Annotated in this window: 22 protein-coding genes; 7 read left to right on the top strand and 15 right to left on the bottom strand. The window is 70.0% G+C overall.

Going from position 1 to position 26,657, the window contains the following annotated elements; translation table 11 throughout:
- Positions 1-13: 13 nt before the first annotated feature.
- From K7957_RS13190 to K7957_RS13180, 3 genes are all read right to left on the bottom strand, one after another.
- Positions 14-940, bottom strand: coding sequence for a bifunctional riboflavin kinase/FAD synthetase (locus K7957_RS13190; protein WP_223012445.1), 927 nt, complete (start codon positions 938-940; stop codon positions 14-16).
- A gap of 39 nt (positions 941-979) precedes the next feature.
- Positions 980-1,459 carry a dihydrofolate reductase gene (locus K7957_RS13185; RefSeq protein WP_223012444.1) on the bottom strand — a complete coding sequence of 160 codons (480 nt, stop codon included), beginning with the start codon at positions 1,457-1,459 and terminating at the stop codon, positions 980-982.
- 215 nt (positions 1,460-1,674) lie between these two features.
- Positions 1,675-2,055 (bottom strand): winged helix-turn-helix transcriptional regulator, encoded by a 381-nt coding sequence (locus K7957_RS13180; protein WP_223012443.1) that lies wholly within the window; start codon positions 2,053-2,055, stop codon positions 1,675-1,677.
- A gap of 101 nt (positions 2,056-2,156) precedes the next feature.
- Here K7957_RS13180 and K7957_RS13175 point away from each other — a divergent pair, with 101 nt between their 5' ends.
- Together K7957_RS13175 and K7957_RS13170 are read left to right on the top strand one after the other, a co-directional pair.
- On the top strand, positions 2,157-3,218 hold the full coding sequence (locus tag K7957_RS13175; RefSeq protein WP_223012442.1) for an SDR family oxidoreductase: 1,062 nt from the start codon (positions 2,157-2,159) through the stop codon (positions 3,216-3,218).
- A 117-nt stretch (positions 3,219-3,335) separates the two neighbouring features.
- Positions 3,336-4,691 (top strand): dihydrolipoyl dehydrogenase, encoded by a 1,356-nt coding sequence (locus K7957_RS13170; RefSeq protein ID WP_223012441.1) that lies wholly within the window; start codon positions 3,336-3,338, stop codon positions 4,689-4,691.
- 13 nt (positions 4,692-4,704) lie between these two features.
- On the opposite strand, the gene K7957_RS13165 is transcribed toward K7957_RS13170, so the two are convergent.
- From K7957_RS13165 to K7957_RS13135, 7 genes are all read right to left on the bottom strand, one after another.
- Positions 4,705-5,454: an alpha/beta hydrolase family protein gene (locus K7957_RS13165; protein ID WP_223012598.1), complete on the bottom strand. Its 750-nt coding sequence runs from the start codon at positions 5,452-5,454 to the stop codon at positions 4,705-4,707.
- A 5-nt stretch (positions 5,455-5,459) separates the two neighbouring features.
- Positions 5,460-6,614 (bottom strand): DUF3182 family protein, encoded by a 1,155-nt coding sequence (locus tag K7957_RS13160; RefSeq protein ID WP_223012440.1) that lies wholly within the window; start codon positions 6,612-6,614, stop codon positions 5,460-5,462.
- A gap of 124 nt (positions 6,615-6,738) precedes the next feature.
- Complete coding sequence (thyA, locus tag K7957_RS13155) at positions 6,739-7,635, bottom strand: thymidylate synthase (protein WP_223012439.1); 897 nt, start codon at positions 7,633-7,635, stop codon at positions 6,739-6,741.
- 185 nt (positions 7,636-7,820) lie between these two features.
- The gene (locus tag K7957_RS13150; RefSeq protein WP_223012438.1) at positions 7,821-8,564 is read right to left on the bottom strand and encodes a class I SAM-dependent methyltransferase; all 744 of its coding nucleotides are present in this window, start codon (positions 8,562-8,564) and stop codon (positions 7,821-7,823) included.
- Complete coding sequence (gene prfB, locus K7957_RS13145) at positions 8,565-9,692, bottom strand: peptide chain release factor 2 (protein ID WP_223012437.1); 1,128 nt, start codon at positions 9,690-9,692, stop codon at positions 8,565-8,567.
- 122 nt (positions 9,693-9,814) lie between these two features.
- Positions 9,815-12,328, bottom strand: a complete 2,514-nt coding sequence (locus K7957_RS13140; protein WP_223012436.1) for a penicillin-binding protein 1A — start codon at positions 12,326-12,328, stop codon at positions 9,815-9,817.
- A gap of 57 nt (positions 12,329-12,385) precedes the next feature.
- Positions 12,386-13,330 carry an N-acetylmuramoyl-L-alanine amidase family protein gene (locus K7957_RS13135; RefSeq protein ID WP_223012435.1) on the bottom strand — a complete coding sequence of 315 codons (945 nt, stop codon included), beginning with the start codon at positions 13,328-13,330 and terminating at the stop codon, positions 12,386-12,388.
- Positions 13,331-13,765: 435 nt separating this feature from the next.
- Here K7957_RS13135 and K7957_RS13130 point away from each other — a divergent pair, with 435 nt between their 5' ends.
- The 5 genes from K7957_RS13130 (at position 13,766) to K7957_RS13110 (ending at position 20,897) form a co-directional block, all read left to right on the top strand.
- Positions 13,766-16,450, top strand: a complete 2,685-nt coding sequence (locus K7957_RS13130; RefSeq protein ID WP_223012597.1) for an Rne/Rng family ribonuclease — start codon at positions 13,766-13,768, stop codon at positions 16,448-16,450.
- 351 nt (positions 16,451-16,801) lie between these two features.
- The gene (locus K7957_RS13125; protein ID WP_246617093.1) at positions 16,802-18,184 is read left to right on the top strand and encodes a M48 family metalloprotease; all 1,383 of its coding nucleotides are present in this window, start codon (positions 16,802-16,804) and stop codon (positions 18,182-18,184) included.
- Positions 18,181-18,897: a DsbA family protein gene (locus K7957_RS13120; RefSeq protein ID WP_343228408.1), complete on the top strand. Its 717-nt coding sequence runs from the start codon at positions 18,181-18,183 to the stop codon at positions 18,895-18,897. Before K7957_RS13125 ends, K7957_RS13120 begins: the two co-directional genes overlap by 4 nt.
- A gap of 312 nt (positions 18,898-19,209) precedes the next feature.
- Positions 19,210-20,139 carry an ABC transporter ATP-binding protein gene (locus tag K7957_RS13115; protein WP_223012434.1) on the top strand — a complete coding sequence of 310 codons (930 nt, stop codon included), beginning with the start codon at positions 19,210-19,212 and terminating at the stop codon, positions 20,137-20,139.
- Complete coding sequence (locus K7957_RS13110; protein ID WP_223012433.1) at positions 20,136-20,897, top strand: ABC transporter permease; 762 nt, start codon at positions 20,136-20,138, stop codon at positions 20,895-20,897. The genes K7957_RS13115 and K7957_RS13110 overlap by 4 nt, the downstream gene beginning before the upstream one ends.
- Before the next feature lie 150 nt (positions 20,898-21,047).
- Here the strand turns inward: K7957_RS13110 and K7957_RS13105 are convergent, their stop codons facing one another.
- From K7957_RS13105 to K7957_RS13085, 5 genes are all read right to left on the bottom strand, one after another.
- Positions 21,048-21,770, bottom strand: a complete 723-nt coding sequence (locus K7957_RS13105; protein WP_223012432.1) for a CPBP family intramembrane glutamic endopeptidase — start codon at positions 21,768-21,770, stop codon at positions 21,048-21,050.
- 4 nt (positions 21,771-21,774) lie between these two features.
- The gene (gene glpX / locus K7957_RS13100) at positions 21,775-22,740 is read right to left on the bottom strand and encodes a class II fructose-bisphosphatase (RefSeq protein WP_223012431.1); all 966 of its coding nucleotides are present in this window, start codon (positions 22,738-22,740) and stop codon (positions 21,775-21,777) included.
- Between the two features lie 297 nt (positions 22,741-23,037).
- Entirely contained in the window at positions 23,038-25,773 is a 2,736-nt protein-coding gene (secA, locus tag K7957_RS13095; protein WP_223012430.1) for a preprotein translocase subunit SecA, read from the bottom strand.
- Positions 25,774-25,863: 90 nt separating this feature from the next.
- Positions 25,864-26,130 (bottom strand): hypothetical protein, encoded by a 267-nt coding sequence (locus K7957_RS13090; RefSeq protein ID WP_223012429.1) that lies wholly within the window; start codon positions 26,128-26,130, stop codon positions 25,864-25,866.
- 56 nt (positions 26,131-26,186) lie between these two features.
- Positions 26,187-26,552, bottom strand: a complete 366-nt coding sequence (locus K7957_RS13085) for a c-type cytochrome (protein ID WP_223012428.1) — start codon at positions 26,550-26,552, stop codon at positions 26,187-26,189.
- Positions 26,553-26,657 lie beyond the last annotated feature (105 nt).

Here is a 26,657-nt window from a genome sequence, read left to right as displayed (position 1 = left end):
CCTTAGCGCCGCGTCAGCGCGCCAGCAACGCCCGCGCTCTCGCGCAGTCGGACTCCATCTGCGCGACCAGCGCGTCGAGCGTGTCGAACTTGGCCTCCGGGCGGATATAGTCGATCAGCTCGACCTCGAGCGGCTGGCCGTAGAGATCGCCCGAGAAGTCGAAGAAGAAGGGCTCCAGCAGCTCCTTGGGCGGGTCGAAGCTGGGGCGGATGCCGAGGTTGGCGGCCCCGTCGAGCACGCGCCCGTCCGCCAGCCGACCGCGCACCGCGTAGATGCCGTAGGCCGGGCGCAGATACTTGCCCATGTCGAGGTTGGCGGTGGGATAGCCGATCGTGCGGCCGAGCTTGTCGCCGTGCTGGACCCTTCCCTCGATCGCGAACGGCCGGGTGAGCAGCCGCGCCGCGCCGCGCGGGTCGCCCGCGCCGAGCGCGGCACGGACGCGCGTGGACGAGACCGGCTCGCCGTCGAGCATCACCGCGCCGACCGTGTCGACCGAGAAGCCGTTCACCGCGCCCGCGGCCCGCAGCGTGGCGATGTCGCCGCTCTTGCGGTGGCCGAAAGTGAAGTCCTCGCCGGTGACGACGCCGCCGACGCGCAGCGCGCCGACCAGCCGCTCCGTCACGAACGCGTCGGCGTGGAGCCCGGCGAGCGTCGCGTCGAAGTGGAACACCACCATCGCGTCGGCGCCCGCGGCGGCGAAGAGGCGCGCGCGCTGGTCCAGCGTGGTGAGCCGGAACGGCGGCGTATCGGGGCGGAAATAGCGCACCGGGTGCGGGTCGAAGGTGGCGACCAGCGCGGGCCTGCCTCCCGCGCGCGCGCGCTCGACCGCGCGGCCGACGACCGCCTGGTGACCGAGGTGAAAACCGTCGAAATTGCCCAGCGCGACGATCCCGCCGGCCAGCCCGGCCGGCACCGCCGAGCCGCCGTCAAGCCGCTCCATGCGTGGGGCCTTAGCGGCTCGGCCGGCGCGGTGCCAGCGTCACCGTGCCAGCGTGACGAAGTCGTAGCCGGGGCGCTGCCCCTCGGCGACATGCGCCTCGCGCGTCAGCTCGCGCCAGCCGGTGAAGGCGGGGACGATCGCGTCGCCCGCGGGCGCGGCATGGACCTCGGTGAGCTCGATCCGATCGGCGCGGTCGAGCAGCAGCGCGAAGATCTCGGCGCCGCCGATCACCGCGACGCGCGCGTCCGCGTCGCCGGCGCGGGCGAGCGCGAGGGCGGCGGCGGGCGTGTGCGCCACCTCGGCACCGGCGGCGCGCCACGCCGGGTCGCGCGTGAGCACGATATGGCGGCGGCCCTCCAGCGGCGCAGGGAAGCTCTCGAACGTCTTGCGCCCCATCACCATCGCCTGCCCCATCGTGAGCGCCTTGAAGCGCCTGAGATCGGGGGGGAGATGCCACGGCAGCCGCCCATCGACGCCGATGACGCCGTTATCGGCGCGGGCTAGAACGAAGGTGATCATCGGCGGGGTGGTAGCGCGCGCCGGCGGACGGGGCCAGTGGTGGGCGACTTCGCCGAAGTGACGCGCCGAAGCTCCGGCTACAAACAGGCGTCATCCTGTACTCGTTTCAGGATCAACCGGCCAGCAAGCGCCGTCAACGATGCACTAGCGGCACCGTGGATCCCAACAGGTTCAGGATGACGCCAGTGCGCGGCTTGCGCTGCTCCCGCCCCCCCTCAGCGCCGCCGCGAGCCCGGCCGCGGCACCAACGTGTCGAGCGCGTCGGCGTTGTCGCGCCCCCAGGCGTAGAGCAGCTCGACCGGCACCACGAACCGTTCCCCTAGCGGCGTCAGGCGATACTCCACCGCGGGCGGCACCACCGTCTCGACGTGGCGCGTGATCAGCCCGCTCGCTTCCATCTCGCGCAGCGTCTGGGTCAGCATCTTCTTGGAGATGCCGGGCAGGCTGCGCTGGAGCACGCCGGTGCGCGCCGCGCCGCCGTGGCGCGCGTGGAGCGTGTGCAGCACCATGCTGGTCCATTTGGTCGCGAACAGCTCGAGCACGCGGCGCGGCGCGCAATCCTCGCGCCATTCGTCGTCGGGGCTGCCGGCATCCATGGTCACCTCCTGGTGCCTAGGGCACGTTCGGGTGCCGTCTAGAAGCTGGCGGCCCGGCTGCCTAGCTCCCTGGCAACGCTCGACGTACGAAAGGATCTGACGTGGCGAAGACGGCATTGGTGGTGGGCGCGAGCGGGATCGTGGGCGGCGCGACCGCGGCGCTGCTGGTGGAGCAGGGCTGGACGGTGCACGGGCTCGCGCGGCGCGCGGTCGACCTGCCGGGCGTGACCCCGGTCGCGGCCGACCTGCGCGACGCCGCGGCGACGCGCGCGGCGATCGGCGCGCTCGCGCCCGACGCGGTGTTCATCACCACCTGGCTGCGCCAGGACAGCGAGGCGGAGAATATCCGCGTCAACTCCGCGATGGTGCGTCACCTGCTCGACGCGCTCCCCGCGCCGACCGCGCCGCGCCACGTCGCGCTGGTCACCGGGCTCAAGCATTATCTCGGGCCGTTCGAGGCCTATGGCAAAGGCACGCTGCCGCAGACGCCGTTCCGCGAGGAGCAGGGCCGGCTGGACGTCGAGAACTTCTATTACGCGCAGGAGGACGAGCTGTTCGCCGCCGCGGCGCGCGATGGCTTCAGCTGGAGCGTCCATCGCCCGCATACCGTGATCGGCATGGCGGTCGGCAACGCGATGAACATGGGGACCACACTGGCGGTCTACGCGACCTTGTGCCGCGAGCTCGGCCGCCCGTTCACCTTCCCCGGCTCGGCGGCGCAATGGTCCGGGCTGACCGACATGACCGACGCCGGCCTGCTCGCGCGCCACCTGCTGTGGGCGGCGCAGACCGAGGCGGCGCACGACGAGGCGTTCAACGTCGTCGACGGCGACGTCTTCCGCTGGCAGTGGATGTGGGAGCGGATCGCCGGCTGGTTCGGCGTCGAGGCGGCGCCGTTCGACGGCACCGTGCGCCCGCTCGAGCAGCAGATGGCGGCCGACGCGCCGGTGTGGCGCGAGCTCGCGCTGCGCGAGGGGCTGGCCGAACCGGAGCTCGCGCGGCTCGCCTCGCCGTGGCATACCGACGCCGATCTCGGGCGCCCGATCGAGGTGGTGACCGACATGGGCAAGAGCCGCCGGCTCGGCTTCACCGCCTATCAGCCCACCGACGACGCTTTCTTCGCGCTGTTCGAGCGGCTGAGAGCCGGACGCCTGATCCCATGAAGCACGCGGCGCCGACGCTAAAATCCTAATCTATGTGCAACGTTCGTGCTTGTCGGCACGTTCGATCGGCAGCGTGACAGTCTCGTTCCACGCCGAACACGATGGCGGAGGAAGACGATGGACCCGCGCGACTGCGACGTGCTGATCCTGGGTGCCGGCACCGCCGGACTGAAGGCCTACAAGGCCGCCACCGCGCGCGGCGCCGACACGCTGATCGTCGAGCGCGGTCCCGGCGGATCGACCTGCACGCGGGTCGGCTGCATGCCGTCCAAGCTGCTGATCGCGGCGGGCCGCGCCGCGCATCAGGCACGCGGCGCGGCGGCGTTCGGCGTCGACACCGGCGCGGTGACGGTCGACGCGGCACGCGTGTGGCAGCGGGTGCGCGCCGAGCGCGACCGCTTCGTCCGGGCCGTGCTCGACGAATATCATGCCATCCCCGCGGACCGCGTGGTCCACGGCACCGCGCGCTTCTGCGCGGCGGACGCCGTGATGGTCGGCGACAGGCGGGTGACCGCGCGGCGCGGGATAGTGATCGCGACGGGCGGCCACCCGATCGTGCCGGAACTGCTCGAGCCGGTTCGTCACCTCGTGCACACGCACGAGACGATCTTCGACCTCGACACGCTGCCGCGCGCGCTCGCGGTGATCGGCGCCGGACCGCTCGGACTCGAGCTAGGTCAGGCGTTCGCGCGGCTCGACGTGGACGTCACGGTGATCGATGACGGACAGAATGTCGGCGGGCTGAAGGATCCCGAGGTCAACCGGGCCGCCGTCGCGGCGCTCGGGCGCGAGATGACGCTCGCGCTCGGCGTCGAGGCCGAGGTATCGGCCACCGACGATGGTCGCGCGCGGCTGACATGGGACGGCGGTGATGCCATCGTCGACCTGATCCTCGCCGCGACCGGACGCCCGCCGAGCCTCGCCGAGCTGGCGCTCGAGACCACCGGGGTCGCGCTCGACGAGCACGGTACGCCCGAGTTCGACGCGCGCTCGCACCGCTGCGGCGACAGCGCGATCTTCGTCGCGGGCGACGCAGGCGCGTGGCGGCCGGTGCTCCACGAGGCCGCGCGCGGCGGGCGGATCGCCGGCGACGTCGCCGCCGGCGGCAAGCCGCAGCGCCGGCTGCCGGCCTTCGCGGTCGCCTTCACCGAGCCCAATCTGGTGTCGGTGGGACGTGACTTCGATTCCTTGCCCGAGAACGCGCAGGTCGGCGCGGCCAGGGTCAGCGACAACGGCCGCGCTACGGCCGACGGCGAAGATCAGGGACTCGTACGCCTCTACGGCGACGCCGACGGCCGTCTCATCGGCGCGGCGATCGCGGCACCGGGCGGCGAGCATCTCGGCCACCTCGTGGCACTGGCGATCGATCGCGGCACCGACGTCGCGACCTTCGCCGACCAGGCCTGGTATCACCCCACGGTCGAGGAGCTGCTCCAGGCGGCGGCGCGAGACCTGCTCGGCGTGGCGGACTGAGCGGCGCGAGCGCTCAGCGCGCCGTCAGTCGGCTGGCGCGCACCATGTCCTCGATCCAGCCGACCAGCAGCCGGCGATAGACGCGCTGATGGCGCTCGTCGCGCATCGCGTGCGTGGCGCCCTGGATGACGCGATGGCTGAACGAGTTCGCGCGTCGGAACGCCGCCTGGATCGCGGTGATCGCGGTCGGAGGGATGCGATCGTCGCGTTCGGAGGATACCACTAGCACGTCGCCCGGGAAGTCGGCGCAGGCAGAGAGCGCACGGTCCTGCTCGGGCGCGGGCGGACGTTCGCGATAGGCGCGCACCGCCGCCTTATCCAGCTTGGCCTTGGGCACGTCCCAGTCGGCGTCGGGGTAGAGCGCGGGCACACGCATCGCCAGCCAGCGCACCGGCCGCTCGCGCGTCAGCAGCATCGCGAGATAGCCGCCGTAGCTGGTGCCGATCACCCCGATCGCGGTCGGATCGATCCCCGGCTGCGCCGCGAGATAGTCGTAGGCGGCGATCACGTCGTCGAGACCGTCCTGCCGCGTCACGCGCTCCTTGTCGGCGTCGCTGTCGGCATGGCCGCGAAGGTCGAAGGTGAAGCACACGCAGCCGAGCCGCGCGAGTTCCTCGGCGTCGCCGAGATCGTCCTCCTGGTCGCCGCCCCAGCCGTGGACGAAGAGGAAGCCGGGCACGGGCACCTCCGGTCGCAGCAGCGTGCCGGCGACCCGCTGCCGGTCGACCGACAGCGCGACCGCATCATCCTCCACGTCACCCATATCGCTCACGCGTAGCGCATCGCATATTTGGTCATGACGCCGACCCGGGGATCGGTGCCGCGATAGTAAGTGATCGCGCCGGTCGGCGGCGTGACGAGGTCGTAGACCTCGACGGTGGAGCAGCACACCCGGTCGGTGTCGGGCTCGTCGCGGAACGCCTCGAACGCGGCGATCTCGGCGCCGCTCGCGCCGCCGACCCGCCACGACTGCTCGAGCACGCCGATGCGCCGTTGACCACTCGGGGCCACCCCCTCGATCACGTCATAGTTGCGTCGCGTCAGGATCAGGCCGGGGTAGCAGGCGCGCGCCGCCGCGTCGAAGCGCGCCGCGCACTCCACCGCGCGGGCGAGAGGCGCGGGCAGGTCGAGCCGGCGTAGCGCCTTCAACCCGCCGCGCACGACGGTGAGGTCGGAGCCGCCGTACACCTCGCGCCCGTGATGGTCGCGAGTCAGGTTCTGGCTGCCCCAATAGCTGATCGTCGCGCCGCCGAGCTCGACCGCGCCGACGCTGTAAGTGACCACGTCAGTGAGGTTCTGCTCGAGCACGATGCCGCAGTGCGCCAGATCGCGCTCATCCTCCTGCGCCAGCGCGGCGTCGAGCGCGGCGGCGTCACGTACCACCTCCTGACCGAGCCCCGCCTTGCCGCAGACGTCCTTGATCCGCACCGGACCGTCGCGCAGCAGCAGCCGCCCCGCCTCGGCCGCGTCGGCGCGCGAGAAAGCGGTATAGCCCGGCAATGCCGCGTCGCCGAGCCGGCGCGCCATCTCGTCCGACCAGTCGCGCGGCCGCGCGGCGTGCGCGCCGACCAGACCGTGCGAGATCGCCTTGGTGCCGACGAAGAGGGCCGGCACCACGCCGCCCAGGATATCGCCGCGATCGAAGATACCCGCCGCGGTCGCGTCCTCCTCTATCAGCGCGTCGCCGGGAACGAGCAGCGCGGTCGTCGAGGCCGCCGCGGCGGCGTCCATCGGCGACAGCAGCGGCTGGTCGAGCAGCGCGGCGATGCGGCGCAGCAGCACCGCGCGCGAGGCACGGTCGTGGACGTTGCCCGCGGGCCGCGCATGGTCGACCAGAGCGGCGATGCCGCTGGTCTGCCACGGCAGCGCGCCGGGGGTGAAGGGAGACGTGATCGCGGGGCGGGAGACGGAGGCGCTCGGCATGATCTTCACCTCAGGCAAGTTCGCCCCGCTAACGAGCGTCCCGCCGCCGAGTTCATCGACTATTCAGTTTGTTAACTAACTACTTGCTCTGTCACGAGCGATGATGGTCCGAACCGCTTCTAAATTACACCGCCACGTCCGCCCTGATCACGCCATGGGGATCATAACCCTCCACCGCGAAGTCGCCGATCGCATAGCCGTCGATCGAGTCGGGCCGGCGCGTGAGGCGCATCTGCGGCACGACGCGGGGCGTGCGGCGCAGCTGCTCCTGCGCCTGCTCCAAGTGGTTGAGGTAGAGGTGAACGTCGCCCCCGACCCAGACCAGCTCGCCGGGCATGAGATCCGCCTGCTGCGCCAGCATCAGCTGCAGCGCCGCGGCGCCGACGAAGTTGAACGGCGCGCCGAGCAGCAGATCGACCGAGCGCTGGTACAGCAGGCAGTTGAGCCGCCCGCCCCCGCTGACATGATATTGATAGACCATGTGGCAGGGCGGCAGCGACATCGCCCCCAGCTCGGGCACGTTCCAAGCGTGGAACAGCATGCGGCGGCTCGTCGGATTCTCCCGCAGCGTGCGGACGAGCTCGGCGATCTGGTCGTACTCACGCCCGTCCGCGCCGAGCCAGCGCCGCCACTGCTTGCCATAGACCGGGCCGAGCCCGCCCCAGCGCGCGGCGAACTCGTCGTCGGCGAGGATGCGGCGCTCGAACTCCTCCTGCGCGATCGTCTCGCCCGTCGCGCGGCGATAGACGTCGAGCGGCCAGTCGGTCCAGATGCGGACATTGTCGCGGAGCAGCGGCTGAATGTTGGTGCCGCCGCTGAGGAACCACAGCATCTCCTTCACCGCGGTCTTCCAATAGACCCGCTTGGTGGTCAGGATCGGCGCGGTGCCGTCGGCGAGGTCGAAGCGCAGCATCGCGCCGAACAGCGAGCGCGTGCCGACGCCGGTGCGATCGAGTCGCTCGTCGCCGCGCTCGAGCACCTGCGCCATCAGGTCGAGATAGGGCTGTTCGGGATGCGGCATGCGGCGGGTGGTAGCGGATGCCGCGGCGGGCGTCATCTCCCGGGTAGGACAATGACACGCCTCGCCTCATGTACCCCGGCAAAGGGCCGGGGCCCAGGCGGGAAGGCCGGTGTGGCTTTTAACAGCGTCGCCCAACTGGGTCCCGGCCTTCGCCGGGGAACAACCGGGGGAGGCACGCCGCCCCCCTATCCCGCCCTCGCCTCGTCGTTGATGCGGCAGGCGCGGATCGCGGCCGGGTTAGGCCGCGGCCCCGCCGCCCGGAAGGTCGTGAAATAGCCGCCCGCCGAGCGCATCTCGCGGAAATCGACCTGGGCGTAGCCGACCGCGGCGAACTCGCACTTGAGCAGCGCCGGCGGCGTGCCGTGATCGCGCGTCGGGCGGTTGGCGTCGACCACCACCACCAGCCCGCCGGCGCGCAGCGACGGTCGCATGCGCCACAGGAACTCGTACGGCTGCGCGATCTCATGGTACATGTGCACCATCAGGATGCGATCGAAGCTGTTCTCGGGCAGCCGCGGATCGGCCGGGAGGCCGAGCCGCACGCTGACATTCTCGAGCCGCTCGCGCGTCACGCGCTCGGCCAGCGCGTCGCGCACCGCGGGCACGATGTCCTCCGCCAGCACGCGCCCCTCCGCACCGACGCGGCTCGCCAGGCGCGTGGTGTAATAGCCCTCGCCCGCGCCGAGGTCGGCGACCGACATGCCCTTGCGGATCTCGGCCAGGTCCATGACGCGGCTGGCCTCGTTGAGCCGGTCGCGCGCCTCCTCGGTGGACCAGCGCGCCGACACGATCGTCGCCACCGGCCGGTCCGCCTCCGGGAAGGGGCCCGGCTGCTTGGGCTCGTGCTTGATCAGCGGCTGCGTGCCGTCGCACGCCGCGAGTAGCAGCGTCGCGGCGAGCAGCGCCGAGCGGGCGAGCGCGCGCGCCACTTACTCGACGTCCTCCACCGCGACCTTCTCGCCGGTGACGCGCTGCGACAGCGCCGCGGCCATGAAGGTGTCGAGGTCGCCGTCGAGCACGTCACCCGGCGAGGTCGAGGTCGCGCCGGTGCGCAGGTCCTTCACCAGCTGGTAGGGCTGGAGCACGTAGGAGCGGATCTGGTGGCCCCAGCCGATGTCGGTCTTGGTGGCGTTCTCGGCGTTGCTGACCGCCTCGCGCTCGGCCAGCTCGCGCTCATAGAGACGCGCACGCAGCTGGTTGTACGCCTCGGCCTTGTTCTTGTGCTGCGAGCGCTGGTTCTGGCACTGCACCACGATCCCCGTCGGCAAATGCGTGATGCGCACCGCGGAGTCGGTGGTGTTGATGTGCTGCCCGCCGGCGCCCGACGCACGATAGGTGTCGATGCGCAGATCGCCTTCGTTGATCTCGACCTCGATATTGTCGTCGATCACCGGGTAGACCCACACGCTCGAGAAGCTCGTGTGGCGGCGCGCCGCGCTGTCGTACGGACTGATCCGCACCAGCCGGTGAACGCCCGATTCCACCTTGGCATAGCCGTAGGCGTTCTCGCCCTTCACCAGCAGCGTCGCCGACTTGATCCCGGCCTGCTCGCCGGCGTGATAATCGACCAGCTCCACCTTGTAGCCGTGGCGCTCGGCCCAGCGCGTGTACATGCGCTGGAGCATCTCGGCCCAGTCCTGGCTCTCGGTGCCGCCCGCGCCGGCGTTGATCTCGAGATAGGTGTCGTTGGCGTCGGCCTCGCCCGCCAGCAGCGCCTTGACCTTGTCGGCCTGGGCACGCCCGGCGAGCTGGGCGAGCGCGTCGGTGCCCTCGTCCGCCATCTCGGCATCGCCCTCGGCATCGGCCATCTCGATCAGCTCGACCGTGTCCGCCAGCTCGCGCTCGATCGCGCGGGTCGCGCCGATCGCCTCGTCGAGGCGGCGGCGCTCGCGCATCACGGCCTGTGCTTCCTTGGGATTGTTCCAGAGCGACTGGTCCTCGACGCGTGCGTTGAGCTCGTCGAGCCGGCGCAGCGCGCGGTCCCAGTCGAGCGACTGGCGCAGCAGCGCCAGCGCCGCGTTGATGGTGTCGACATGAGCCTGCGCTTCGGCGCGCATAGGGTATCTCCAGCGGTCACATCATCCAGCAGGCGCCGGAATCTCGCGCGGCACGGGGATCGCATCGTGGCCGGAGATCCCGGCCGACGCTGGGATGACGAAAGAATGTTCAGCCCGACGACTTAGTAGATGCCCCCCTGCCTCTGCAAGAAGTCGCTGTCGCTCGCGGGCGCGCCGGTCGTCCCGGCACTGGGCGCCGCACTCGGGGCGGCGATCGGTCCGGCGCGGCGGGCGCGGCGCGCCTCGCTCTGCGGCTTGAACGCCTCCCAGATCACCGCCGGCTTGGGATCGTCACCGGTCGGGAAGGTGCCGTACACCGGCCGGCCCGAGGCGCGGTCGATCCGCACCATGCGCATGCCAGCGGGCGCGCGGAACGGCAGCACGGGCAGCCCGTCATAGGCCTTCTGCGCCCATTCCTTGAACACCGGCACCGCTACGGTGCCGCCCTGCGCGTAGCCGCCGAGGCTGCGCGGCGTGTCGAAGCCGAGGTACAGGCCCGCGATCATCTGCGGCGTGCCCCCGATGAACCACACGTCGGTCGGACCATTGTTGGTGCCGGTCTTGCCGAACATCGGGCGGTTCAGATCGCGCAGCGCGGTGGCGGTGCCGCGCTGGATCACGCCCTCGGTGATGTGCACCATCTGATAGGCGCTCATCGCGTCGAGCACCTGATGGCCGCGGGTCGGCAGGCGCGGCATGGCGCGACCGTTCCAGTCGGCCATGTTGCAGCCGTCGCAGGCGTGCCAATTCTCGGGCCAGATCACCTGGCCGCGGCGGTCCTGGACGAAGTCGATCAGCGTCGGGTCGTGCCAGCGCCCCCAGTTGGCGAGCACGCCGTACGCGTTGACCATCTTCTCGACCGTGGTCTCGCCCGCCCCCAGCGCGTAGCTGAGATAGGGCGCATAGTCGCCGATCTGCATCGCCTTGATCAGCTTGGTGACCTTGCCCATGCCGGTCTGCGCGGCGGTGCGCACCGTCATCAGGTTGCGCGACTGCTCGATGCCCCAGCGCATCGTGTGCGGCCCCGCCCCGCGCGAGTTGCCGAAGTTGCGGAAGCATTTGTTGCCCAGCGCGGCGCCCTGGTAGACGCAGAACGGCCCGTCGACGATGATCGACGCGGGCGTCATGCCGTTCTCCAGCGCGGCGGAGTAGACGATCGGTTTGATCGTCGAGCCGGGCTGGCGCATCGCCTGCGTCGCGCGATTGAACGACTGCACGCTCGAGTCGAAGCCGCCCTGCATCGCCAGGATGCGCCCCGTCATCGGCTCCTGCACGACGAAGCCGCCGGAGATCTTGGGCACCGAGCGCAGCGCGAAGCTGCGCCCCACCGGCGCCACCGCGATGATGTCGCCGGGCTCGATCGCGGTGAACGCGGCGCCGCCGACGTTGCGCACCGGCATCTGCGCGGCGTCGCGCGGCAGCTCGCCGGTGGTGCCGTCGGCGAAGCCGATCCGCCACGCCGCGCCGTCGCGCGCGATCGCGATCGCGGCGCGCCAGTCGCTGTAATCGAGCGAGATGTTGGTGTTGAGCAGCGCGCCATACCATTTGTCGCCGTCGACATCGACGTGGCGCAGCGGCCCCGACCAGCCGCGCCCGCTGTCGAAGCGCAGCAGGCCATTGCGCAGCGCCTCGGCGGCGAAACCCTGGATGCGCTTGTCGAGCGAGGTGCGCACCCACAGGCCGCCGGCGTAGACGCTGTGCGGGCCGTCCTGCGCGCTCTCGCCGAACTTGTCGATCAGCTCGCGCCGCACTTCCTCGACGAAATAGCCGCCGACGCGCTCGAACTTGGGCGTGCGCCGCGTGATCGCGCCGATCGGCTCGGCCGCGGCGACGCGCGCCTGCTCCTGCGTCACGAAGCCGTTGCGCACCATCTCGCGCAGCACGTAGTTGCGCCGCTCGAGCGCGCGGTCGGTACTGCGGATCGGGTCGTAGTTGGACGGGCCCTTGGGCAGGATCGCGAGATAGGCCATCTGGCCCAGCGTCAGCTCGCCCAGCTCCTTGTCGAAATAAGCGTGCGCCGCGGCCTCGACCCCGTAGGCGTTGCGGCCGAGGAAGATCTGATTGAGGTACAGTTCGATGATCTGCTGCTTGGTCAGCGTCTCCTCGATCTTATACGCCAGCAGCGCCTCGCGGATCTTGCGCGTGGGAGAATATTCGTTGCCGATCAGCAGGTTCTTCGCGACCTGCTGGGTGATGGTGGAGCCGCCCTTGGCGCGCTGGCCGCTGCCGAACTTGCGCGCATAATCGACCACTGCCCCGGCCAGGCCGGGGAAGTCGACACCGTGATGCTCGAAGAAGGTGCGATCCTCGGCGGCGAGGAACGCCTTGACCAGCAGCGGCGGATATTCGTTGTAGGCGAGCTCGACCCGCCGCTCGCGCGCGTAGGAATAGATCGGCGCACCGTCGGCACCGCGCACGTTGGTCGGCAGCGGCGGCTCATAGGCCTTCAGCTTCTCCACCGACGGCAGGTCGCGCGCGAACACCAGCCAGAACACGCCGAACGCGACGACCAGTAGCGCGAGCAGATAGGTTGCCCAGCGCACCAGCCGGCGCTGCCACAGCCCGCGCCAGCCGCGCGCGGTCGCCTCGCCCGGCCCAGCGGAGGAGTCACGCACATCGAGGGGATCGGAAGCCATCGCGCACGGCGTTTAGCAGGTTCGCGGCGCGGGGGAAGCCGCGCGCGTCAGCCGGGGTCAGCGCACCGCCAGACGGCGCGCGAAATACACCTCGACCGCGCGACGCACCGTCTCGGCGATCTTCTCGCGGCCCGCCTTGCTGTCCAGGAAGGCGGCGTCGGCCGGAGTCGAGATATAACCCGTCTCGAACAGCACCGAGGGCATGTCGGGCGCCTTGAGCACCATCAGCGAGGCGGTGCGATGGAAGTTCGTCTTGATCGGCATCAGCGGTTTGGCCTCGCGCCCGAGCAGCCGCGCGAAGCCGGCCGAGGCGTTCATCGTCTCGCGCTGGGTAAGGTCGATCAGGATCGAAGTGACGTCGGCGTCACGCCCGAGCTGGACGCCCGCGATCACATCGGACTTGTTCTCGCGCGCTGCCAGCAGTGCCGCCTCCCTGTCGGAGGCGATGTCGGACAGCGTGTAGGCGGTGGCGCCGGTCGGCAGGCCGGCGCCGACGCTGTCGCAGTGCACCGAGATGAACAGGTCGGCGCGCAGCCGCCGCGCGATACCGAAGCGCTCGCGCAGGGGAACGTAGCGGTCGTCGTCGCGGGTCAGCGCGACGCGCGCGCGCCCCCCCTCGACCAGCGCGTCACGGATCGCCTTGGCGATCTTGAGCGTGACGTCCTTCTCGCGCAGCGCCGCCTGCGGGTTGATCGCCCCCGGATCGTTGCCGCCGTGGCCGGCGTCGATCACCACCAGCGGGCGACCCTCGGCACCCGCCACCCTGGGAAGGCGCAGGCCGCGCGCGGGCGGCGGCACCGCGACCGTGACCTTATAACCGTCGCGGTGCGAGTCCCGCTCCGCGCGCGACTTCCACGGCAGGAAGTCGAGCGACGGCGCGTCCTGATCGCCCTCGCGCGGCGCCGCCGCGGCCGCCGGGGCGAGCGCCACCAGCGCGGCGAGCGCCAGCGCCACGCCGCCGCGCGCTGCCAGCCTTCCCGTACGGTACGTTCGCGGTATCATCCCCGCTCCCTATCGCGCCGAACCTCACTCCGTGGTTAACGGACCGCGCCACTCGATGGAATAGTAACGTGAATCGTGCCGGTTGATGCGGCGGTTCGGCGATGCTACCGAGATCATGACCGGAATGTTGCGCGATCCACGCGCGACGCAGCTCCGGCACCACTGCCCGCCCGGCGCGACGCCGGCCCCGGGTCATCAGGTTGACGCTCGCAATGCCGCACCCCGCCCGACCGCTGCCCAGCCCGGCCTCTGCCGGCGGTCGCGCGGTCGCGGGTCGCCCCGCCAGCATCTCGCGCGGGGCGGCGCAGCACGCGACAGCAGCACCCATCACCATCCGCGCGGCCGGCCCTCTCGGGCGGCCGGCAGCGCCCTATCGTCGCGCCGCCGCCCTGTACGGGCGAGGCGGCGCGTGGAGACCGTTCAATGACCATGCGTATGCTGATCGACGCACGCCACCGGGAGGAAACCCGGGTCGCCGTCGTCAAGGGTAACCGGATCGAGGAGTTTGATTTCGAGAGCGCCGAGCGCAAGCAGCTCAAGGGCAACATCTATCTCGCCAAGGTGACGCGCGTCGAGCCGTCACTCCAGGCGGCGTTCGTCGACTATGGTGGCAATCGCCACGGCTTCCTCGCCTTCAGCGAGATCCACCCCGATTATTATCAGATTCCCAAGGAGGATCGCGACGCGCTGCTGCGCGAGGAGGCCGAGCATGCCGCCGAGGAGGCAGCGCTGCGCGCCGAGCAGGACGCGTTCGATGACGCCGAGTTCGACGGCGACGAGGACGAGCTCGACGCCGACGAGCACGACCATGACGACGGTGTCGACGACGACGCCGCCGGGGAGACCGGCGAATCCGAGGACGACGCCGGCGGCGAGCCGCGCCAGCCGCGCAGCCGCCGCGGCCGCGCCGGCGCCAACGACGACCAGGTCGAGGCGCTGCGCCAGCGCCGCATGTCGCTGCGGCGCCGCTACAAGATCCAGGACGTCATCCGCCGCCGCCAGGTGCTGCTGGTGCAGGTCGTCAAGGAGGAGCGCGGCAACAAGGGCGCCGCGCTGACCAGCTATCTCAGCCTCGCCGGCCGCTATTGCGTGCTGATGCCCAATACGTCGCACGGCGGTGGCATCAGCCGCAAGATCTCGAACGCGGGCGATCGCAAGCGGCTCAAGACGATCATGGCCGAGCTGGCGCTGCCGTCGTCGATGGGCTGCATCGTTCGCACCGCCGGTCTCCAGCGTACCAAGACCGAGATCAAGCGCGACTTCGACTATCTCGCACGACTGTGGGATGAGATCCGCGAGAAGACGCTGTCGAGCAGCGCTCCCGCACTGATCTACGGCGACAGCGACCTGATGAAGCGCGCGATCCGCGACATCTACAACAAGGACATCGACGAGGTCATCGTCGAGGGCAGCGACGGCTATCGCCAGGCCAAGGAGTTCATGCGGCTGTTGATGCCGAGTCACGCCAAAAAGGTGAAGCATTACAGCGACCCTGTGCCGCTGTTCCAGCGCGCCGGCGTGGAAGAGCAGCTCGCCGCGATGTATCATCCCGTGGTGCAGCTGAAGTCGGGCGGCTATCTCGTCATCAACCCGACCGAGGCCCTGGTCTCGATCGACATCAACTCGGGCCGCTCGACGCGCGAGCATAACATCGAGCAGACCGCGACCGCGACCAACCTCGAGGCGGCGCATGAGATCGCGCGACAGCTCCGGCTGCGCGACATGGCGGGCCTCGTCGTCATCGACTTCATCGACATGGACAATGGCTCCAACGTCCGGAAGGTCGAGAAGGCGATGAAGGAGGCGCTCAAGAACGATCGCGCGCGCATCCAGGTCGGCCGCATCTCCAGCTTCGGCCTGATGGAGATGAGCCGCCAGCGGCTGCGCACCGGCGTGCTCGAGGCGTCGACCCGCCCCTGCCCGCACTGCGAGGGCACCGGCTTCGTCCGCACCGCCTCGTCGTCGGGCATCTCGGCGCTCCGTCTCATCGAGGACGAGGCGGCGCGCGGGCGCGGCTCGCTGCTGACGCTGCGGTGCAGCCAGGAAGCCGCCTTCTACGTGCTCAACCGCAAGCGCTCCGACATCGCGGAGATCGAGGATCGCTACGGCGTCCAGGTCGAGATCATCCCCGACGAGGAGCAGGAGGGCGCGCGCATGTCGGTCGAGGCCAACGGCCCGCCGCCAGCGCACGCGCCCAAGTTCGACCGCCCGATCGTCGAGGCCGAGGACGACCTGATCGAGGACGAGGTCGAGGAGGAGTTCGAGGACGAGGAGGTCGAGGAGACCGCCGCCGAGCCGCGCGCGCGCGCCGACCAGGGCGACGACGAGGGCGGTCGCGGCAATCGCCGGCGCCGGCGCCGGCGCGGCCGCCGCGGTCGCACTCGGCCCGACGGCGAGGGCGAGGGTGACGTCGAGGCCGCCGAGGGCGTGGACGAGGAGGAGCTCGTCGACACCGCCGATCCGGTCGAGGACGAGGAGGCCGTCGAGGCCGAGGCCGACGCGTCGGCTGAGGCAGGCGAGCGCGAGGGCGGCCGCCGCCGTCGCCGCGGTCGCCGCAACCGCCGCCGCGAGGGTGATCGCGTCGAGGAGGCCGCCGCGCCGACGGACGCCTCGGTCGAGCCGGTGGAGGAGCCGGAAGCCGACCCGATCGCCGAGCCGCTCGCCGCACCCGAGCCCGAGCCCGCGCCGGTCCCCAAGACTCGCCGTCGCCCGCGCGCGCGCGCCGCGACCGCGGCGGTGACCGAGCCAGAGGTCGAGGTCGAGGAGCCGGAGGCGGAGACGCCGGCGCCTGCGCCCGTGGCGGAGGACGCACCCGCCAAGCCCAAGCGCACGCGTCGCAAGAAGGTGGTCGAGCCGATCGCGGAGGCGGCGGACGCCGGTCCAGTCAACGACGGCCTGCCAGCCCCCGACGTTGACGAGCCGGAGGCGGTCGAGCCCGCGGCCAAGCCGAAGCGAACGCGCCGCAAGAAGGCCGATGTCGCGCCGGTGGACGAGACACCGCCCGCGCCGGAGCCCGAGGCGGATGCGACGGCAGAGCCCGAGACCGAAGCCGAGCCGACGCCAGCCGACGGCGAGGCCGCACCGCGCCGCGGCTGGTGGCAGCGCACCTTCGGCGCGTGACGTGATGCGCCGGGCTTCAGCCGCGGTTCAGTGGAACCGCGGCACGACGCTCGGCGCATGCCCTCATCGATGCCACTTGCCGCGCCGACGCTCCCGGACGATCGTGAAGAGGACGGCGCCGTGACGTCTCGGAGCGATCGCCGGTTTCCTGCGCACGCAGGAAACCAGTGCGACGAACGCGGGCGTTGTTTGCCTCGGGCACCCACTCGCGCGGCGCGACCGGTTGATTCGCACGCTCGACGCTCGCCGCCACCCCGGACGTGTTCCGGAATCAAGGCTTCCGCGTCTGCGCCGACCCGAGCGGACTCGGCCCGGTGGATCCCGGAGCACGTCCGGTATGACGAGACGGGGCTGAGGGCGCGCCCGTCCGACGACCGCGTCCGCGGCTGGCGCCGTCTCGCCGCCGCGGCGGCGACCGCAATCCTCCTCCTCGCCCAGCCCGTTCAGGCTCAGTCGATCCTGCGCGACGCGGAGACCGAGGCGCTTCTGCGCGACATGTCCGCGCCGCTCGTCACCGCCGCCGGGCTGCGCCCGCGCGACGTCCAGATAGCGCTGATCAACGACGATTCGATCAACGCCTTCGTCGTCGGCGGGCAGACCGTCTACGTCCATTCCGGGCTGATCCAGGCCGCCGACACCGCCAACCAGGTACAGGGCGTGATCGCGCACGAGCTCGGCCATATCGCCGACGGTCATGTCATCACCAGCAGCGAGGGCCAGCGCCCCGCGATGGGCATCTACCTGCTGTCGATGGTGCTCGGGCTCGCCGCGATGGCGGCCGGCGGCGGCGAGGCCGGCGCGGGCATCCTCTCCGCCGGGCAGCAGGCGGCGATGGGCAAGTATCTCGCCTTCAGCCGCGTGCAGGAAGCCACCGCCGACGCCTCGGCGGTGCGCTACCTCAACACCGCCGGGATCACCGGGCGCGGCATGCTGGAATTCTTCAAGAAGCTTCAGCAGCAGGAATTTCGCTACGGCACCAAGAACATCGATCCGTTCATGCAGTCGCACCCGCTGTCTGGCACGCGCATCCAGACGATGACCGCCGACCTGCAGGGCTCGCCGGCGTGGAAGAAGCCGCTCGACGCGGGCATGGAGGAGCGCTTCAAGCGCATCCGCGCCAAGCTCGACGGTTATCTGCTGCCCCCGGCGCAGGCGCTGCAGAAATATCCCGACAGCGACCAGACGGTCTATGCGCACTATGCCCGCGCTTATGCCTATCACCGCGCCGGCTACCCCGACAAAGCCGACGCCGAGGCGGAGGCGCTCGTCGCGAAGGAGCCCAACGACCCGTATTTTCAGGAGATCATGGGGCAGATCCTGCTCGAGGCGGGCAAGCCCAAACTGGCGATCGAGCCGCTGCGTCGCGCCACCGAGGGATCGCGCTCGGACCCGCTGATCGCCACCACCTACGGCCACGCGCTGATCGCGACCGAGGACCCGAAGAACTACGATGAGGCCAAGCGCATCCTCAAGACAGCGGTGGGGCGAGACGACGAGAACCCCTTCGCCTGGTTCCAGCTCGGCACCGTCTACGAGCTGACCGGCGACGAGCCCCGCGCCGCGCTCGCCAGTGCCGAGCGCGCCAGCATGTTGGGTGACGAGCGCACCGCCGCCGACCGCGCGCGCTACGCGCTCGCCGGGCTACCCAAGAACACGCCCGACTGGATCCGCGCGCAGGACATCGCCATGACGTCGCAGAACGGGCTCGACAAGAACAGGAAGAAGCGACGGTGAACAGGTTGTGGCTGCTCGGCATGGTGGTGCTGGGCGCACTCTTCGGCGCGGGCGGGATGTGGCTCGCCAACCGCGTCGCCCCTGCCCCGCTCCCTGTCGGCGACCGCGTCCGCATCGAGCGCGTGGTGCACGACTATGTCCTCGCCAACCCCGAGATCATCCCCCAGGCGATCGAGCGCCTGCAGGCGAAGGATGCGACGCGCGCGATCGCGGCGTCGCGCGGCGCGATCGAGGAGCCTTATGCCGGCGCCTGGATCGGCAACCCCAGGGGCGACGTCACCTTGGTCGAATATTACGACTATAATTGCGGCTTCTGCCGCGCCAGTCTCGCGACGATCGAGCAGCTCGTCGCCGAGGACAAGAATCTGCGCGTGGTGTTCAAGGAGCTGCCCGTGCTCGCCGACAGCAGCCGGCTAGCGGCGCGCGCGGCGCTGACGGCGGCGGCGCAGGGACGTTTCAAGCCGTTCCACGACGCGCTCTACGCCGCCGGGCCGGTGAGCGCGACCACGATCGCCACGGCGGCGAAGGCTACCGGGGTCGATCTCGCCAAGCCGCCCGCCGACGCCGACGCGACGATTCGCGCCAACTTAGAGGTGGCGCAGAAGCTCGGCATCACCGGCACGCCGAGCTGGGTGGTGGGCGACGAGCTGCTGTCGGGCGCGCTGCCGATCGAGCGGCTCAAGGAAGCGATCGTCAAGGCGCGGGTGTCGTAGGTTCCCATCGGCGCGTTTCGGCCGATCTGGTCGTCCTCATCGAACCTCGCACCCGCCAACGCCCACCACCGTCATCCCCGCGACGGCGGGGATCCAGACGCGCGGACCTGTCGATAGAGGCGCACCGTCAGCGTGGATGGATCCCCGCCTGCGCGGGGGTGACGTTCATGGGAGACGGTCGATAGGCAACGAGCGCGGCTGAGAACCATACGCTTCGCCCTCCCCCAGACGCCGCAATTTCGAGCCGCCGCGTTTCCGCGCTTGCCGCCCCCTACCCCGCTCCCTAACTGACGCGAGAAGCAGGGGGACGACATGCCGGAACCAATCCTGACCGTCGCCGGCGTGTCCAAGACCTACAAGAACGGTCCCACCGCGCTCAAGACCGTCGACCTCGAGGTCAATAGGGGCGAGATCGTCGCGCTGCTCGGCCCCAACGGCGCGGGCAAGACCACGCTGATCAGCATCATCTGCGGCATCGTCACGCCCTCATCGGGCAGCGTCACCGTCGCCGGGCACGACGTGGTGCGCGACTATAAAGCGGCACGGCGCGCGATCGGGCTGGTGCCGCAGGAACTCGCCACCGATCAGTTCGAGAGCGTGCTCGCCACCGTCACCTTCTCGCGCCGGCTGTTCGGCCGCTCGGGCCACTCCGACTATATCGAGCAGGTGCTGCGCGACCTCTCGCTGTGGGAGAAGCGCGACGCCAAGATCAAGGACCTGTCGGGTGGCATGAAGCGCCGCGTGCTGATCGCCAAGGCGCTGGCGCACGAGCCCGAGATCCTGTTCCTCGACGAGCCCACCGCTGGGGTCGACGTCGCGCTGCGGCGCGACATGTGGAAGCTGGTGCATCGCCTGCGTGAACAGGGCGCGACCATCATCCTCACCACGCATTACATCGAGGAGGCCGAGGAGATGGCCGACCGCGTCGGCGTGATCTCGCGCGGCGAGTTGCTCCTGGTGGAGGAGAAGGACGCGCTGATGGCCAAGCTGGGAAAGCGCCAGATGGATCTCACCTTGGTCGAGCCGCTCGACGCGGTGCCCGCGGCGCTGGCGCGCTGGTCGCCGACGCTCGAGGACGAGGGACACACGCTGCGCTACGTCTTCGACGCCAAGGCGGAGAATACCGGCATTCCCGAGCTGCTCGCCGCGGTCGCGGAGCGGCACATCGCCTTCAAGGACCTTGAGACGCGCAAGTCGAGCCTAGAGGACATCTTCGTCGACCTGGTGGGGCAGCGCGCATGAACCTCCATGGTATCTGGGCGATCTACCGTTTCGAGATGGCGCGCTTCGGGCGCACGATCTGGACCAGCCTCGCCACGCCGGTGATCACCACCACTCTGTACTTCATCGTCTTCGGCTCCGCGATCGGGTCGCAGATGAAGAACATCGGCGACGTGCCCTACGGCGCCTTCATCGTGCCCGGGCTGATGCTGCTGACGATCTTCTCGGAGAGCGTCTTCAACGCCAGCCTCGGCATCTACATGCCCAAATTCACCGGCACGATCTACGAACTGCTGTCCGCCCCGCTCTCGGCGGTGGAGACGGTGATCGGCTATGTCGGCGCGGCGGCGACCAAGTCGCTGGTGATCGGACTGGTGATCTTCGCCACCGCGCACCTGTTCGTCGATCTGCACGTCGCTCACCCGCTGCTGATGCTCTTCTATCTGCTGCTGGTGGCCGCCAGCTTCTCGCTGTTCGGCTTCTGCCTCGGGATCTGGGCCAACGGGTTCGAGCAGCTCCAGATCATCCCGCTGCTGGTGATCACGCCGCTGACCTTCCTCGGCGGCGCCTTCTACTCGCTGACGGTGCTGCCCGAGCCGTGGCGGACGGTCACGCTGTTCAACCCGGTCGCCTATCTGATCAACGGCTTCCGCTGGACCTTCTTCGGCATCAGCGACGTCGACGTGCTCGCCTGCGTGGCGGTGACCGCGGGCTTCGGCGCGTTCTGCCTGGCGGCCGTGGTGGCGATCTTCCGCACCGGGTGGCGGCTGAAGAGCTGAGCGGGACGGTCACCGCGGCGGGCGTTCCGAAGGGGCGTTTCGAGTCGAGACCTCGACAGGCTCAGCCTCTCCTCAGCGCGAACGGTACCATATGCTTCGTTCGGGCTGAGGAGGCACTGAGCCCGTCGACGTGCCGTGTCGAAGCCTCTCTCACCGCACCCGTCCGGACAGAACGGGTCGCACCACCAACGCGTTGAGATCGATCGCGACGTGGAGCAGCACCGCCGCCATGAGCGAGCCGCTGAGCAGATAGGCGAGCGCCAGCACCGCCCCGACCAGCGCGGTCGCGACCATGCCGATCGCGCCCTGGTAACGATGCGCCGCCCCGAACAGCACGCACGCCAGCGCGACGGCCGCGACTCCCGGCACTCCGCAGAGCAGCAGCAGCAGCGGCAGCAGCAGGCGGAAGAACAGCTCCTCGGTCACGCCCGCGCTCACCGACAGCAGCGCGCCCCAGCCGAGCTCGGCACGGGTCGTCGGGAGCACCGACTCGACGTCCCCCAGCGTCACCGATCGACCGCGACAGCGCTCGACGAGGCCGGCGATCACGCCACCCACGGCCAGCCCCCCCAGCGTCGACCAGGCGAGCAGGTCGAGCGGCATGGTCCCGCCCACCAGCTCGATCGCGGCGGCGCGGACCGGCGCGAACTCCGCCGGCAGCGTCGCCAAGGCGTCGAGCCGCCCCAGAGCAGCGAGCGCCACCAGGCTCACCAGCGCGAGGTGGAGCGTCGGCCGCAGCGCGCGCAGCAGGAAGCGGCGCCGCCGCGCGTTCCCGCCAGGGCGGTAGAGCCAGCGGTAGTGGCGCGTGCCGCCGCGCAGGAACAGCGCGAGGCTCGCCAGCGCCGCCGCCAGCCACAGCGCCGCGCCGGCCATCGCGTCAGCGCTGGAGGCGGTGCTCGCCCTTGACCCAGCGCACCGTGCCCGACGAGGCGCGCATCACCACGCTCTCGGTCGTCATCTTGTCGCGGCGGCGCTTGACGCCCTCCAGCAGCGAGCCGTCGGTCACGCCGGTCGCGGCGAAGATACAGTCGCCCTTGGCGAGCTCCTTGAGATCATACTGCCGGTCGAGGTCCTCGATCCCCCATTTGCGCGCGCGCGCGCGCTCGTCGTCGTTGCGGAACAGCAGCCGGCCCTTGAACTGGCCGCCGACGCAGCGCAGCGCGGCGCAGGCGAGCACGCCCTCGGGCGCGCCGCCCGAGCCCATGTAGACGTCGATCGTCGTGTCCGGGTCGCTGGTCGCGATCACGCCCGCGACGTCGCCGTCGCCGATCAGCACCACGCCGCAGCCGAGCGCGCGCAGCTCGGCGATCAGCGCCTCGTGCCGCGGGCGGTCGAGCACGCAGGCGACGATATCCTGCGCGCGCACGCCCTTGGCCGCGGCGATCGCCTCGACGTTCTGCGTGGGTGTGCGGTCGAGGTCGATGATGCCGGCGGGCAGGCCAGGGCCGACGGCGAGCTTGTCCATGTAGACGTCCGGCGCGTTGAGCAGCCCGCCCGCCTCGGCGATGGCGAGCACCGCGAGGCTGTTCGGCCCCGACTTGGCGCAGATGGTGGTGCCCTCGAGCGGATCGAGCGCGATGTCGATCGCCGGGCCGTTGCCGGTGCCGACCTTCTCGCCGATGAACAGCATCGGCGCCTCGTCGCGCTCGCCCTCGCCGATCACGACGGTGCCGTCCATGTCGAGTTCGTTGAGCGCGGCGCGCATCGCCTCCACCGCGGCGGCGTCGGCGGCTTTCTCGTCGCCGCGGCCGGTCAGCGTCGAGGCGGCGATCGCCGCCGCCTCGGTGACCCGCACCATCTCGAGCACGAGGACACGGTCGAGAACCTTGCTGGCCTGGGGCATAAGTCACCTTCGCTGCGACGTGATGCCACCGTCGATACGGTGCGAGCGTGACGCTGTCGAGGCAGAATGTTTTACATGTTCAACAGCGGGACGAGCTCGCGGCCATCGGCTCGTGCCGCAGCGAGATCATGTCCGACGACCTTCTCCTTCTCCCGCGAACGCGGGAGTCCGGGATGGTCGCGCACGTCCTGCCTTGTCCTGCTTGACCTTGGGTTCCCGCCTTCGCGGGAAGACAGCTTTCCGATGAGACCTGCCGGCACGTTCACGGGCTCCCGCCGCGGCAGGAGACCGATCACCTCACGCCGCCCCGTGGCAGTGCTTGTACTTGCGCCCCGAGCCGCATGGACACGGCGCGTTGCGGCTGACCTGCCCCTCCCAGCTCGCCGGATCCGTGCCCAGGTCGGCGGCGGTCGGCTGCGGGATCTGGAGCGGCGGCAGCTGGGTCGTCACCAGCCCGAGCGAACCGGCGTCGATGTCGTTCGAATTGTCCTCGCCGGTGAAGGGGTCGAAGTGGGTGGTAATGAAGTCGGGCAGCTCGGGCAGCGGCGGCGGCTCCTGCATGCGGAACTGCGCGTGCGCGATCGTCTTGGTGACGTCCTCGCGGATCGCGTCGAGCATGCGCTGGAAGAGGTTGAACGCCTCCTGCTTATACTCGTTGATCGGCGTCTTCTGCGCATAGGCGCGCAGGTGGACCACCTGGCGCAGCGCGTCGAGCGTCGACAGATGCTCCTTCCAGTGATGGTCGAGGTTCTGCAGGAGGATCGACTTCTCGACCTGGGTCCAGGTCTCGGGCTCGAGATCGGCCGACTTGCTCGCCACCGCGGCGTCCGCCTCGGCCTGGACGCGCTCGGTGACGACCTCGGGGTCGATCGCATCCTCCTTCAGCCACTCGTCGACGGGCAGCTCGAGGTTGAGGATATCGGCGAGCCGCGCCTTCATCCCCTCCACGTCCCACTGCTCGGGATAGGAGTTGGGCGGGCAGGCCTCGCCGACGATCGCGTTGACCGTCTCGGCGCGCATGTCGCTCACCACCTCGCCGACGGTCTCCGCGTCCATGATGTCGGCGCGCTGCTCGTAGATCACCTTGCGCTGGTCGTTCATCACGTCATCATATTCGACGACCTGCTTGCGGATGTCGTAGTTGCGCGCCTCGACCTTCTTCTGCGCGGTCTCGATCGCTTTGGTCAGCCACTTGCTGCCGATCGCCTCGCCGTCGCCGATGTTGCTGCGCATCATCTTGGCGAACAGAGTGTCCGGCCCGAAGATGCGGAGCAGGTCGTCGTCGAGCGAGAGGTAGAAGCGGCTCAGGCCGGGGTCGCCCTGGCGCCCCGAGCGGCCGCGCAGCTGGTTGTCGATGCGACGGCTCTCGTGCCGCTCAGTGGCGAGCACGAACAGCCCGCCGGCCTCGAGCACCTTCTGCTTCTCCGCCGCGATCTCGCCGCGGATCTGCTCGATCGCCCCCTCGCGCTCGGGGCCTTCAGGCATGCCCGCCAGCTCGTCCTCGACGCGCATCTCGAGGTTGCCGCCGAGCTGGATGTCGGTGCCGCGGCCGGCCATGTTGGTGGCGATCGTCACCGCACCGAGCCGGCCCGCCTGCGCCACGATATGAGCCTCGCGCTCGTGGTAGCGCGCGTTGAGGACCGAGTGATCGACCCCCTCTTGCCGCAGGAACTCGCTGAGCAGCTCCGACTTCTCGATCGACACCGTGCCGACCAGCACCGGCTGCCCCTTGTCGGCATGCTCACGGATCTTCTTGGCGATCGCGCGGAACTTGTCCTGCGTGTCCTTGTAGAACTCATCCTCCTCGTCGACCCGGTTGACCGGCCGGTTCGTCGGGATGGTGACGACGTTCATCTTGTAGATGTCGTAGAACTCGGCCGCCTCGGTCGCGGCGGTGCCGGTCATGCCCGCCAACTTAGGGTACATGCGGAAATAATTCTGGAAGGTGATCGAGGCCATGGTCTGGTTCTCGGGCTCGATCTGCACGCCCTCCTTCGCCTCGACCGCCTGGTGCAGCCCGTCCGACCAGCGCCGGCCGTCCATCATGCGCCCGGTGAACTCGTCGATGATGATGACCTTGCCATCCTTGACGATATAATCGGTGTCACGCTTGAACATGACATTGGCGCGCAGCGCCTGGTTGAGGTGGTGCACCACCTGCGTGTTCTCGAAGTCGTAGAGGTTGGCGCCCTGGAGCAGCCCGGCGGCCTCGAGCATGCGCTCGGCGCGCTCGGTGCCGTCCTCGGTCAGCACGATCGTCTTCTGCTTCTCGTCCTTCTCGTAATCGTCGGGCGAGAGCTGCTTCACGATCGCGTCGACGCTGATGTAGAGCTCGGACTTGTCGTCGGTCGGCCCCGAGATGATCAAGGGCGTGCGTGCCTCGTCGATCAGCACCGAGTCGACCTCGTCGACGATCGCCATCGCGAAGGCGCGCTGCACCATCTGCTGGCGCTCATACTTCATGTTGTCGCGCAGATAGTCGAAGCCGAACTCGTTGTTCGTGCCGTAGGTGATGTCCGCCGCATAGGCGGCGCGGCGCTCCTCGTCGGTGAGGTTGGGCACGATCACGCCGGTGGTCAGCCCGAGGAAGCGGTAGACGCGGCCCATCCAGTCGGCGTCGCGACTGGCGAGATAATCGTTGACGGTGATGACGTGGACGCCGTCGCCCGGCAGGGCGTTGAGATAGGTCGCGAGCGTCGCGACCAGCGTCTTGCCCTCGCCGGTGCGCATCTCGGCGATCTCGCCGCGGTGGAGCACGATGCCGCCGACCATCTGCACGTCATAGTGGCGCTGGCCGAGCACGCGCTTGGCCGCCTCGCGCACCGTGGCGAACGCCTCTGGCAGCAGCTGGTCGAGCGTCTCACCGTTCGCCAGCCGCTCGCGGAAGCGGACGGTCTGCTGCGCGAGCGTGTCGTCGTCCATCGCCTGCAGCGTCGGCTCGAACGACGCGATCTTCTCGAGGGTCGGGTTGAGCGACTTGACGTAGCGGTCGTTGGACGAACCGAAGAGGGTTTTGGCAAGGCCGCCGAACATGGGCTTGATCCTGTATGGGAGCGCGCCGCAGCGCCGTTTATCGGCGCGCGCACGCTGGTCTGATAAGGGGAAAGCGGAAGCGGCGCGGCGCTAGACGCGCCGGCGGCCCGCGAAGATCGGCTCGCGCGGCGCGAGCGCGAGCGCGGCCCTGCGCGGCGCCGCGGCGCTCGCGATCCGGCCGGCGAGCGCCTGCCGAGGCCGTACCGCGACGCGGCGCGTGGCGGAGACGAGCGCGGCCGCGCGCGCCTGCTGCGCCACGGCCTGTGCCGGCGCCGCCTGACGCGCGCTCGCTCCCACGCCGGTCAGCGCGGAGAGCAGGGCCGAGAGGAGCAGCAACAGATTCACGGACTTGGACATAAGACGAGACGAACCGCGCGTCCACCGGCGCTCGATCGCGTCAACCATCAATTTGCTCAGCGCGTGGGGCGCCCATCAGGCGGTCGGGCAACACCGATGATCTTCTTCAGGTAGGCGTCCAAGTCTCGGAAGTCGCGGATGGTCCACGCGTGCGGCGGCAACCGGATGCCATTCTCGCGCAAAGTTCGGGGGATCAGGTCACCGTTCGGCCTCAGGATGATGGAGGAAACGATGACGCCGGGACAGGCAGCCAGACGCTTCCTGAAGGCCGCGGTCGTCAGGTCGGGTGTGGGCGGATGACTCTTGTGCGCGAGCGGCCCGTTGCCACGCGCGTCGGCACCGTGGCACATGGCGCATCGCTCCGCGTAGAGCCGCCGCCCGTTCTCGAGCGGCGCTCCCCCGACAGCGGTGGCGCCCGTCACGGCCCATCAGGTCGTCATGACCAGTCGCATCCCTGGCCGCCGTGCGTTCCAACAGGACGAGACGCTGCAATCGACCAGATGCTTCACCAAGGCGCCCCCTTTGCC

This window comes from Sphingomonas yunnanensis, from assembly GCF_019898765.1.
GTDB lineage: Bacteria > Pseudomonadota > Alphaproteobacteria > Sphingomonadales > Sphingomonadaceae > Sphingomonas > Sphingomonas yunnanensis.
This window is presented reverse-complemented; position numbering and strand designations above follow the sequence as displayed.